This window comes from Sulfodiicoccus acidiphilus (assembly GCF_003967175.1).
Lineage (GTDB): Archaea > Thermoproteota > Thermoprotei_A > Sulfolobales > Sulfolobaceae > Sulfodiicoccus > Sulfodiicoccus acidiphilus.
The window spans coordinates 966,817-977,974 of record NZ_AP018553.1; the positions used below are offsets into that span (position 1 = coordinate 966,817).

An 11,158-nucleotide genomic window follows, 5' to 3' on the forward strand; every position below is an offset into this window, starting at 1 on the left:
CTTCTTGCCTTCTAGCTCAGGTGATAAGCCTGGCCGTAAACGGTCAAGTGACACAACAACAAATAGCCAAGGCCATGGGTATATCACAGCAGACCGTCTCTAGGAAGTTAAGGGAGTTAGAGCTCGCGGGGTACATCCAGAGAACGATCGGACCAGACGGTGAGAGCATTAAACTCACAAAACAGGGTGAAAGCAAGCTAATGGAGTGTTTAAGGACAATAAGGGGGACAATGGTAGATAATAACGTGGTGAAGTTTAGGGGAAAGGTTGTATCTGGTCTTGGAGAGGGAAAGATCTTCCTAAGCATGCCTTATTATGTTGACTCTTTCAAAAGGTTACTAGGCTTTCAACCCTTCCCAGGGACGCTAAACGTAATGCTATATGATAAGGAGTTCCTTGAGGCTAGGTTAGAGCTAGAGAGTGTGAGAGGAGTAGAGATCCCAGAGCATAGAGAGGAGAATAGGGTGCTTGGAGCCGTTAAGGCCCTCCCTGCTTCGATCCTCGGAGTAACGCCGGCAGCCCTTGTGTTCCCCATACGTACGGTCCACCCGCGTAGCGTCATAGAAGTCATTTCACCATACCACCTTAGAGAAAAGTTGTCTCTCAAAGACGGGGACGAGGTAGAAATCGAAGTATTCACTTAGTATCACAATACTTGCTTACGATTTTACGTATAATAGACGTAGTGCTAGAGTTCTGCCACGCATTGACCCTCTCCTTCATCCTAACTATTCTAGGTGAAAGTCCGCGCCTTTCCAGTTCCATTGAGAGCGTCGCCTCATCAACGTGCTGATCTGGTCCTAAGAAGACCACATCAGGCCTAACCTTCTCGACACTCTTTAAGAGATCATTCTCATCGCCAAGAAAAGCGTCATAAACATACCTTATTGCCCTCACTACTTCTAACCTCTGTTGCTCATCGTTCACGGGATCCCTGCCCTTGGCCTTTTTAGAGTTGGAGTCTCTAGCCACAGCAACGTAAACTTTCCCGTACTTAGAGGCCTCTCTTAGGAAGGCAATATGACCTGGATGAATTATATCGAACGTGCCACCTACGAATACCTTACTTTCAGGCTCCTTTAAACTCTTAACCGCGTCGATCAACCCCTCGGCATAGGATGCACAGACTAAGGCAGTCTCGAGATCCCCAGTTTTCATGTAGTGTTCAGCGTCCTCTCTGTATTGCCTTGCTAAAGTGTAGAGTTTGTCGAATTTAGGATCGTGTGCTTCGCTTAACTCTCTGTCCAAGTTCGCTATGTACTTCTGTACTCTCTCTTGAAGCGAAGCCATTTCAGAGCGTCAACCTCCATGAAGTGCAACCTGCTAGGGAAAATAATAACATATGGCGGAGAACCTACATCCTCGTCGGCCTCATTCACGGAAATTACACTGACTTTCTCATCTGGACACCCTAGTCTCGACTCGACAACCACGTACTGAAACTGTCCTAACACGTCTCTACCTAACCGGCTTTGCTGCTCCCTAAGAACATCGAAAGCCTCACTGACCCGCATTGGTTTATCGTCTTTTATGTCAAGGAAAGTGAGGGTATGCAGCCCCTGCGAAAAGTTAGACTCTATGACCTTTATGGCGGTAACGTCCGCGATGCCCGTAGGGTAAGTTATTGTTACTGATCTTCCGAATTTATAAGAGGAGAGCATAGACTTCGACACCGCGTAACAGAACACCGAAATTCCAGGAACTATCTTAACTTCAATACCCCTACTCATTGCATCTACTGCCAAGGCTGCGTGGGTCGTCGCTATCATCGGATCCCCTATAGAGGCTATAGAGACCACATTTCCTAGCTCTGCTAACTTTAGCAACTGCTTCGCCTCGTCCTCTAATTGGCTCCGTTTAGCGACTATTACTTCCTTTGAGGTCAGCTTCGAAATCAGTTCTGCATTCAGATCGCAGGAGATCGATGTATAGCCGTCCAAGAAAATTACGTCTGAAGATCTTAGGGCATCTAGAGTGGCCTGCGTTAGGAAATTGCTGGATAGTCCCAGTCCCACAAGATAAAGTCTTCCAGGCATTAACATTACATCTCTTTTTAACCTAATATATGGTATAGTAATACCGTGCTACAGATCTTGCCCAACATTTACATTGAGTCCGACGTCCCGGCTGTCTATTACGCTGGCCTCGATGCCATAATTCTTTCTGACGTCCACATCGGCTTTGAAGAGGACATGCAGAGAAAGAAAGTCTATCTACCACGAGTGCAGAAGAAGCGTTTCTTGAAGATCTACAGAAGGGCACTCGAAGTCTTCAAGTCAAAGAGGTTAATAGTGGATGGCGACATGAAACATATTTTCGAGAAGATAGGTTCTCAAGAGAGAGAGGACCTGCTTGAGATTTTCTCGGCGCTTAAGGAAGATGGAATCGACGTCAAGGTGGTAAAGGGAAACCACGACAACTACATTACTGTGGTGACAGATAAGTTCGATAATGTAGAATTGGTTGACGAGTTAATTGATGGAGACATATTAATAACACATGGTCACAGACCATTTAAGCTGTCAGAGGGGAAGGTTGCAGTAGTTGGCCACGAACATCCTAGAATATCCCTGAGGGATAGGTTAGGGTTTAATAGGAAGCTACAGTGTTTCCTTGACGTTCCGCTAAGAGACGGGGGCAGGGTGTTGGTTCTCCCAGCGGTGGGAACGTACCAAGCGGGAAACGACGTTTCATTAATCCACAACAACTTCCTTTCACCTACTTTGAGGAATTCGGCCGTTCTCGAAGATGCCAGGCCGTATGTCATTATCGAGAACCAAGGGATTATGGAGTTCCCACCCATGGGTGCGTTGAAGGACATACTGTGACAAAGCGAAGCCGAGCCCCACCCCCAACGGTAGTGGGAAAGTTGGTCTCATCAAGTCTACGGTAATGAGAGGACCTTTAGACATTTAGGGTCAAAGTTCTGTTCCCCACTTCCCCACATTTCAGTCTAGTAATTCGTATGAGGAATCTTAGGCCTGAGCTAGTCCATTAAATTACAAAAATTGAAAGCTTTCCTCCCTCCGGGGGCGAGGATGATAATTTAAATATTTATTTTTACTTAATTTCTCTAACGGCTGGGAGGATTAATACGATCAGAACGACTGTTTCGATGAAGATCGCCCTCTCAGATTCCCTTCTAGCCTTAGTAACAACTATGTGAAAACCCTACGTTTCGTCATGTTCTAGTTTTAAGGAGAACGTAGAAAACCCAGAAGAGAAGGAAGTCTCAAGAAAAGTCCATCAGGAGTTATATGAGAAATTAAGGAGTGAATATAATCTGCCTTCAAAGGCTGCTGAGGATTGTTATAAAAATGTGTTGGTAATCTATAAAGGATGGTTTAATAATTCTAAAAGTGGTAGGTTTACCCGCGTATATAAGCAAATTGTCTGGCTAAAGCCGTTGTCAACAGTTTTCAATATACCGTAAAGTTTATATTATTTCATCATAAACTCTTATACAATGCTAAGACCTAAAGAAGTCTGCCAACGCTTAGGGATATCCTATGCGACACTTAGAGAATACGTTAAGAAGGGTTACATTAAACCAGTCTAGAGACTGGAAAGTGGAGGTTCAGAGAGGAGGACGTAGAGAAGTTGATGGGGATTGTAAGAAAGAGGAAGATCCTTTACGCCAGGATATCATCGAACACACGAAGAGACGACCTGGTAAACCAAGTGAAATATTTACAAGAGCAAGTAAAGGACTACGACCAAGTGATAACGGACGTAGGTTCCGGGTTAAACGCGAAGAGGAAGGGATTCCTAAAGCTGTTGAGGATGATACTGAACAACGAGGTGTCGAAAGTAGCTATTGCATACTCGGACAGACTTGTGAGGTTCGGTTTCGAAATAGTTGAGGAGGTCTGTAAAGCACGCAACTGCGAGCTCGTGGTGTTGAACAACGAGGACGAAACACCAGAACAGGAACTAATCGAGGACTTGATCTCTATACTAGTATCGTTCGGCGGGAAGCTATACGGAATGAGGAGTCATAAGTACGAGAAGGTGAAGGAGTGCGTCGAGGAAATTAAGGCTTAACTCGTTTCAGGAGGAGTACGTTTACCTAACGTACTCCATGAAGAACGATGAGAGGGAGGAGAGTGAAGTACTACTAGAGAACTACAGAGTCCTACTACAGAAAGCATTGGACTGGTTATGGGATAGGACTAAGGTTGAGAGGAAAGAAGTGAAGAATGGTGAGAAAGCCACGAAGGTCAAAGTAACCTTACTAAAGAAGAAGGAGGTGTACAAGACGTTGAGGGACGAGTTAGAGAGGATTAACGTACTAGCTTCCCACTACGTTGACGAGGCAATAAACGACGCTTATTCCGTGTTGAGGAGTTGGAGGAGGGCCGAGAAGGGAAAAGCGTTGAGGAAACCTAGACTGAAGGAGGTTTACGTTAGGGTGAAGTCGACGCTTAGGAAGGTTGATGGTGAGAGCGTAAGGATCACCGTGAGACCTTACGAATACGTGAACTTCTCTTGGTCTCGCACTTGGTTTTCACGAAGAGTTAAAGGGCTTGAACTAGGTGAGCCCGTGATAAAGGAGGACAAGGTGTATTTACCGTTTCGTTACAAGTTACCTCGGTTTACTCCCATAGATTTCCTAGCAATCGATAGTAACCTCTACACGTTGGACGCATATGACGGAGAGAAGTTCGTCACATTTTCCTTGAAGGAGTTGTACAGTTTGAAGTATGGTGTGGAGTTGAAGAGGGGTAGGATACAATCTTTCGCTTCAAAGCACGGTAGGAAGGGGAAGGAGTTGTTGAGGAAGTATTCCCATCGAGAGAGGAACCGCGTGTTGGATTACCTTCATAAATTCGTGAACAAGTTGCTGGAAATGTATCCCATTACGATGTTCGTCGTCGAGAAGTTGAATAAGCAGGGGATGTTTGAGGATGCTAACCGTAAGCTGTCCAAGAAGATTTCCAAGACCGTGTGGAGGTCAATTCATCGCGTTCTAAAATACAAGGCCCCACTTTACGGTTCCTTCGTTAAGGAGGTGAGCCCGTACCTCACGTCTAAGTCCTGCCCCAGGTGTGGACGGGTTTCCCGAAAGGTCGGCGGGACTTTCAGGTGTGGGAGGTGTGGGTTCACACTAGATAGACAGTTGAACGCGTCACTTAACATCTACCTCAGGATGTGCGGGTTTCCCCACGTCCGCGACATTCCACGGGTGTGGGTCGGGGTCACCCCGCTAAGGGGGCGGAGGGGTGTGAACGGGTTATCCCGGGACTCTGGTGAAGCCCAAGGGTTGAGGATCGATATTAAATTATGAAATCCTATGAAGCCCAAACCCCTAAAGCTAGCTATACTCTAGACTTAGACAAAATGGTTGTTAGGATAACAAGTGTTGGTAAACTTAAATTCTAGGCTATCCTGGGAACATCAAGGAGTACTTAAGCAGAGTTGGTGGCAGGCTAAAAAGCACGGTCTACTAATTGAGAATGTTAATCCTAAAGTTATCCTTAGGTAACTTACCCTAAGTGTGGGCAAAAATTAGTGAAATTTCTCATCGTCGGTTTAAATGCTCTTATGGTTATGAGAATGATCGTGACGTTATAGTCATTATGAACTTAAATGGGAGGGTTTCTCCGACACCCTCGACTGCCCCTCAGATGAGAGATGTAACTCCGAATCGGTGAGGAGAACTCTTCCAGGGCGGGGAGGGCCAGCAAATGAGAGACCACTGGAAAGAGGCACCAAGCACGCACTAACAGAACCCAGCGAGAAGTGGTGAACGTCGACGGAGAAGAAACCCTCAGTGGGCCATGGACTATTAGAAGGGTGAGCCCTTTATAAACTAGCTTATAAGCCATTTAACATAGCTTATAAGAGGTGGGTAAAATATACCCTTATAAACCCATGATCAATATAGAGAATATTGTAGCGACAGTGACGTTAGAACAGGGGCTTGACCTCTATGCCATGGAGAGGAGCGTCCCAAACGTTGAGTACGATCCAGATCAATTTCCTGGACTAATATATAGGTTGGAGTCTCCAAAGGTGACCTCCCTTATATTTAAATCTGGCAAAATGGTTGTAACAGGCGCCAAGAGCACAGACGAGCTAATAAAAGCGGCAAAAAAGATAATCAGGTCTCTCAAGAGGGCTGGAATAAGCATAACTGGAAAATCGAAGATACAGATCCAAAACATAGTAGCCTCGGCCAATCTCCACCTTCACGTCAACTTAGATAAGGCTGCCTTTCTGCTTGAGAACAACATGTATGAGCCAGAACAGTTCCCAGGTCTCATATACAGGATGGATGATCCGCGAGTGGTGGTACTGATATTCAGTAGCGGAAAAATGGTAATAACGGGTGCGAAGAGGGAGGAGGAGGTCTACAGAGCAGTCAAAAGGATATACGATAAGCTCGTGGAGCTGGAATGTGTTAAACAAGTGGAGGAAGAGGGGGAGCTAGAGTTCTAATCCCAAAAGTCTCCCCAGACCTTTAGTAATTGAATTGCTGGGCTTAGCTTCGATAGAAGTTAGTTGCTTCTTGAACATTTCGGTGTAAATATGAGAATTGAACATGCCGCCATGGTAGTAGACTACCTGAGAGTTAACCTTTCTACAGACGCTTTCAACGTTTCTGGCCAGTTCCGTCACTCCTTGCTCCACAGTTAAACTAACTTCTTCATCATCCTCCACAAGCTCGAGTAAAGCTGGAGCAAAGGAGGCGATCCTATCTTGGAAACAGGAGTTGTTATAGAGAAACTCGATCAATTGCTCCTCTGTGGAGAAACCAATTGACTTAGATACCTTTCTAGAAGGCCTGACTCCTTGAAACTCTAGAAGGGCAAGCCTCAAGGCCTGACGGCCGAGCCAGAATCCGCCTCCCACGTCGCCGACCAACCAACCTCGATCTGCCATAACGTACCTAGATGAACCATCATAGCCGTAAGCAATAGTTCCAGTTCCCGAAATCACTATACAGCCCGACAGCGCGTTTGAGAGAAGAACCACATGTGCGTCGTGCTCAACCTTGACTAAACTGGAAACATCAGATAGTCCCTTTACGATGAGCTCTGTGGCTCGGGTTCTTAACCTCTCTGTATCTAAACCGGCCAACGAGATTGCAATTCCTTCTAGGTGACCGAAACTCCGTCCAATTTGGACTATCCTCTCTACCGCACTATCCAGACCTACTGTAGAAGCACTACTACTGGGAAATGATGATGACGAAATGTTCATACCGTCATATAAGTATACCTTTGTTGACGTTCCACCACCATCCATCATGAGATACTTGCCTACCATTAACTATAACTAATGAGTGACCACTAAATTAAGTGTTCATTTTCTCTAACTAGAGGACAGTCCACGAGGACAGAATAGCTCAAGTCAAAGAAGAAAGAGATGAGTCAATTATAAAAACACGTAGAGAGATACCGCTTTGGGTAAAAACTTTGAGCACTAAGCACGGAAAATACATCTATGTTGAAACAGGAGAGCGGGACTACGTCAAGATTAGGGTTCTCAAAGGAAGAGAGAAGGAAACAGAAAAATACGTAATGACTAGCGTAAGAGTAAACAGGGTTCCGCGTGGTGCTCAGAGAGTAAGTAAAGAGTCTCTTCCCGCAGAAGTGAAGGCTCTGCTCTAACTGGACTCTGTCGTGAAAAGTCTGAAATCCGTTGGGAGAAGATTTAAGTTGCGAAATAAGGAAAGTCTTTCTCTTTAGGGTATTAGCAATAATAATTTAAAAATGAACTCTATTCTCAGTGGCACTATTGCTCCTCTTAGGCTCGAAGTAGGGCTCTATGTGAGTGAGGGAAAAGTGAGCCTATCTCTTCTTATGGGATCCAGAGGCAGACGAGGGATCTCGTAGACTTGGTGAATTGTCGACCAACAAATGAGGTGGTTCTCGGTGTCTTGCCACTTAACCGGGTTTATAACCTCGAAACCATGTGGGAACTATGAACCGTCTGGAAGAGAACCTTTTCAGTGCAAGGAGAAGTCAACTACATTAATCCCTTTTACGGTTTCGGTTTTCACCCAACTACGTCTTCATGCAGTGTTAAACTCGATCTGATATATTAGAAGTTTTTGACTGTTGCATAATTCGTTTGAATTTACCTTCAGCTATCACCAAATCTACTGATAACACCTCTATGTTCATGTCATCAAGCCTACTCTTCAACTCCTCTGGCCCGGAGACGACCAATGTAATGTCATATAAAGGACCCGCCAAGTGAAATGACCCAGCAGGAGGCGCGTCAGACACTACGGTTACTCTATACATCCTTTTGGAGGGAGGGGCGGAGAATAGGAGCTTTCTATGCTTTCCCCTCAACTCCCCTAATTTGAGCAATCTAAAACAACTCTCTTTGGGTTCAATGTATTGGCCCTTAACCACAACTGGATAGTCTTCAAAGATCCGAGTCTCTGATAGCTCGGAGAAAGGAACTGAAAGCCTTGCCCCAATCGAACTCTCTAAGGACATGGGAGAAGTAGAGGCCCAAGATGATAGGCTCACCCCTCTACAGAAGCGTTTGTAACTAACGAGCAGCTCTTCCCTCTTTCTTAGAACTTGCAGTTCCCCCGTCTCTACTTGATATAGTAACTCCACTTCTGGGTTCTCGAAGTCTGGGAGGAAACCTTCCTGACTAAGGATCTTACCCACCTCCCTCTTTAGCTCGTTCTTAATGCTCTCGTAGAATAGTCCCTTTTCCTTAGATGTGAACTCCAATTCCCGGCCCTTCAGTTCACGACCTAGTTTTACCCCCAGAAGGAACCTCTTGAATCCTTGATGCTTTAGCACCATCCTCGCCTTATTAGTGAAATCTACCTTCATCCATTCTATCTTCCCACTACAGAGCCAACACGGCCTAGGCTCCATATCTTCCCCGAAGTAGAAGCGGTGCAGATCTCTTGCTAGCTCTCCAGTATTCACAAACAGCTCCTTAAGCTGGCAGAGATTAGGGATCTCATGGTCCTTGACTTTCCTGTCAATTTCCATAAGCAGAGTAAGTTTGATAGCCTTCCCCCTCTCGGCGTTGCTATGACCTCTACCGAGGGTCGCAAAAGCCCTACCCAAACAACTATCGCAGAGACTGTACGTAGAAAGGAGGTGGAAGGCCTTACTCAACACCTGTCTGTCCGAACAGCTTGCCAAGATCCTTCCTCCGCTTCATGGTCTTCAACATCTTGTTTATCATTTCATAATGGTTAAGTAGTTCTCGAATATCCTCTGGTGTAGTGCCTGAACCTTTAGCTATTCGCCTTATCCTACTCTTATCAATCACTGATGGATCGTCCAACTCCTTGTAAGTCATGGAGTTCATGATCGCTAGCCACCTTCTCATTCTCTCTTCTGTCATTTTGAGGTCCTCCTGAGTGGGTAGTTTAGGGAGCATATTCAAACCAGGTATCATCTGGAGAACTTTGGACAGGGGGCCCATTTTCCTTATGGCGTTTATCTGCTTATATATGTCCCTGAGGGTTATCTTTGTCCTCCCACTCATGGCTTCCTCCATCTTCTTTTGGACTTCATCCAATTCTCCCGTCGCCCTCAGTTTCTCAAGTATGGCCTCCAAGTCGCCCATTCCCAATATCCTAGAGACGAATCTCCTTGAGTTGAAGATCTCTAAATCTTCCACTTTTTCTCCAGTTCCTACGAACTTTATAATAGCTCCAGTGGCGGCTATGGCAGAGAGTGCTCCACCTCCCTTGGCAGTGCCGTCCAACTTGGTTAGAAGGATTGAGCCTATCTTAGTGGCCTGATTGAACTTAGACGCTAGATCGAACGCCTTCTGCCCTATCGAGGCGTCCATCACAAGGATCACCTCGTCTGGAGACACTGCATTAGATATCGACTTCATCTCCTCCAGCAGTTGCTGTTCCTCACCGTACCCATGTCTTCCAGCGGTGTCTATGATCACCACTTCAGCCCTCTCTCTGAGGGCCCTCTCTTTACCCTTGGAAGAGACAGCTACGGGATCCTTGGAGTCTGGTTCGCCGTAGACTGGAACTCCTATTTGGCGCCCTATTTGAGTTAACTGTTCGAGGGCAGCGGGCCTGTAAGTGTCAGCCCCAACTAAGAACACCTTGTAACCTCTCCTTTTGTAAAATAGAGCCAGCTTACCAGCTGAAGTAGTCTTCCCACTTCCCTGCACTCCGACCAACATGATAACGTAGGGAAGCTTAGGGGGATTGACGAACGGTCGAACATCGCCTCCAAAGAGGGCACTCAACTCGTCGTAAACTACCTTAATGAACCATTCCCGCCTCTCTATGGCGGAGGGAGGTCTCTCCTCTCTCAGCCTGCTTCTTATTCTTTCCGTTAGTTGGGCAACAAGTTTAACCTGCACGTCTGCTGAAATGAGGGCCTTCTGAAGATCCTTGATGAAGTCCTCCACGGACTTCTCGTAAACGTTACTGCCAGTTAGGAACTTCCTTACGGAATCCTTTAGGGAATCTAACAAATCACTTTACCCTAACAATTTTCTTCCTGTTCATTATAACCCAATACTCCACCTCAGCTCCTGGTTTTATCTTATCCTTGAACTCCTCTTCGGTTGGCATGTCTATGTCGAAAGTCTCGTAGGTCTCCAAGTCCATGAGCTGTATTCTGTCGCCCGTGTTAGCCAAGATCTGGCCTATGTGTTTCTCTACTATAGGAACTTCCACTTGTTGGTCCACTGGAGCCATGAGAGTCTTCTTGGCGTTGTTGAAGACGCTCACTGCCACTACGTTGGCCTTCGCAGCTCCATGCTTCCCAGTCTTCGCTTTAGTTATATCGACCACCCTACATGGCTCACCGTCTATAATTACGTAACTACCAACCTTGAGCTCGCCGACCGTAGTGTAATTGACGCTCATGATTCCACTATCTGACAGTCCGTACTTCACTTAAAACTCTTTCGCGCTCAGCGCTTTGGCCCCTCTTCACAGCTAGGTGTGGGTTCTATCATCACAACGCTAACTTAATTACAATGAGGACATACATAAAGCCATGCCATGGAAGGTTAAGTGCGATTCCTGCGGAACTGAGTGGAAACTTGGGGTGAGTTTCGACATTAGCAAACAGAAGGTTATTTACCAGTACTGCAGTGTCTGCAAGAAGAACACGTTCAACGAGATCCTCGGGTATGAGGACTGATGATGATTACGTATAAGGATGAACAAGTGATTTAACCTGTCTCG

Annotated in this window: 12 protein-coding genes and 3 pseudogenes; 9 read left to right on the plus strand and 6 right to left on the minus strand. The window is 45.9% G+C overall.

All coding sequences use genetic code 11. The annotated features are described in order from the left end of the window. Nucleotides 1-20 precede the first annotated feature (20 nt). Entirely contained in the window at nt 21-644 is a 624-nt protein-coding gene (locus HS1genome_RS05235; RefSeq protein ID WP_126449901.1) for a DUF120 domain-containing protein, read from the plus strand. Here the strand turns inward: HS1genome_RS05235 and HS1genome_RS05240 are convergent. Continuing rightward, nucleotides 637-1,290 carry a DUF357 domain-containing protein gene (locus HS1genome_RS05240; protein WP_126449902.1) on the minus strand — a complete coding sequence of 218 codons (654 nt, stop codon included), beginning with the start codon at nt 1,288-1,290 and terminating at the stop codon, nt 637-639. The genes HS1genome_RS05235 and HS1genome_RS05240 overlap by 8 nt on opposite strands. Next, complete coding sequence (dph5, locus tag HS1genome_RS05245) at nt 1,254-2,036, minus strand: diphthine synthase (protein WP_158613723.1); 783 nt, start codon at nt 2,034-2,036, stop codon at nt 1,254-1,256. Before dph5 ends, HS1genome_RS05240 begins: the two co-directional genes overlap by 37 nt. A gap of 45 nt (nt 2,037-2,081) precedes the next feature. Between dph5 and HS1genome_RS05250 the strand changes: the two genes are divergently transcribed. From HS1genome_RS05250 to HS1genome_RS05275, 6 genes and pseudogenes are all read left to right on the plus strand, one after another. Further along, complete coding sequence (locus HS1genome_RS05250; RefSeq protein ID WP_126449904.1) at nt 2,082-2,828, plus strand: metallophosphoesterase; 747 nt, start codon at nt 2,082-2,084, stop codon at nt 2,826-2,828. 287 nt (nt 2,829-3,115) lie between these two features. Beyond that, nucleotides 3,116-3,406 (plus strand): annotated as a pseudogene (locus tag HS1genome_RS13305) (RNA-guided endonuclease TnpB family protein); the annotation flags it as partial. 60 nt (nt 3,407-3,466) lie between these two features. Next, a pseudogene (locus HS1genome_RS05260) lies at nt 3,467-4,044 on the plus strand (IS607 family transposase). A 37-nt stretch (nt 4,045-4,081) separates the two neighbouring features. After that, nucleotides 4,082-5,287, plus strand: a complete 1,206-nt coding sequence (locus tag HS1genome_RS05265; RefSeq protein ID WP_126449905.1) for an RNA-guided endonuclease InsQ/TnpB family protein — start codon at nt 4,082-4,084, stop codon at nt 5,285-5,287. A 126-nt stretch (nt 5,288-5,413) separates the two neighbouring features. Beyond that, nucleotides 5,414-5,654: pseudogene (locus tag HS1genome_RS12580) on the plus strand (zinc ribbon domain-containing protein); the annotation flags it as partial. Between the two features lie 220 nt (nt 5,655-5,874). Next, nucleotides 5,875-6,441, plus strand: coding sequence for a TATA-box-binding protein (locus HS1genome_RS05275; protein WP_126451327.1), 567 nt, complete (start codon nt 5,875-5,877; stop codon nt 6,439-6,441). Here the strand turns inward: HS1genome_RS05275 and HS1genome_RS05280 are convergent. Continuing rightward, nucleotides 6,430-7,272, minus strand: coding sequence for an N-acetylglucosamine kinase (locus tag HS1genome_RS05280; protein WP_126449906.1), 843 nt, complete (start codon nt 7,270-7,272; stop codon nt 6,430-6,432). The two genes, HS1genome_RS05275 and HS1genome_RS05280, sit on opposite strands and share 12 nt — an antisense overlap. Nucleotides 7,273-7,421: 149 nt before the next feature. Here HS1genome_RS05280 and HS1genome_RS05285 point away from each other — a divergent pair, with 149 nt between their 5' ends. Next, on the plus strand, nt 7,422-7,616 hold the full coding sequence (locus tag HS1genome_RS05285) for a DUF5622 domain-containing protein (RefSeq protein WP_126449907.1): 195 nt from the start codon (nt 7,422-7,424) through the stop codon (nt 7,614-7,616). A 414-nt stretch (nt 7,617-8,030) separates the two neighbouring features. Here HS1genome_RS05285 and HS1genome_RS05290 read toward each other — a convergent pair whose 3' ends face one another. From HS1genome_RS05290 to HS1genome_RS05300, 3 genes are read right to left on the minus strand one after another with little or no spacing between them, the layout of a single operon-like run. Then, nucleotides 8,031-9,128 carry a tRNA pseudouridine(55) synthase gene (locus HS1genome_RS05290; RefSeq protein WP_126449908.1) on the minus strand — a complete coding sequence of 366 codons (1,098 nt, stop codon included), beginning with the start codon at nt 9,126-9,128 and terminating at the stop codon, nt 8,031-8,033. Continuing rightward, nucleotides 9,094-10,437 carry a signal recognition particle protein Srp54 gene (locus HS1genome_RS05295; RefSeq protein WP_126449909.1) on the minus strand — a complete coding sequence of 448 codons (1,344 nt, stop codon included), beginning with the start codon at nt 10,435-10,437 and terminating at the stop codon, nt 9,094-9,096. Before HS1genome_RS05295 ends, HS1genome_RS05290 begins: the two co-directional genes overlap by 35 nt. A gap of 1 nt (nt 10,438) precedes the next feature. Next, a complete protein-coding gene (locus tag HS1genome_RS05300) occupies nt 10,439-10,834 on the minus strand; it encodes a translation initiation factor IF-5A (RefSeq protein ID WP_126451328.1) in 396 nt (131 codons plus the stop codon). A 133-nt stretch (nt 10,835-10,967) separates the two neighbouring features. On the opposite strand from HS1genome_RS05300, the gene HS1genome_RS12245 reads away from it, so the two are divergent. Beyond that, nucleotides 10,968-11,114, plus strand: a complete 147-nt coding sequence (locus tag HS1genome_RS12245) for a hypothetical protein (RefSeq protein WP_170166194.1) — start codon at nt 10,968-10,970, stop codon at nt 11,112-11,114. The last annotated feature ends 44 nt before the right edge of the window (nt 11,115-11,158 follow it).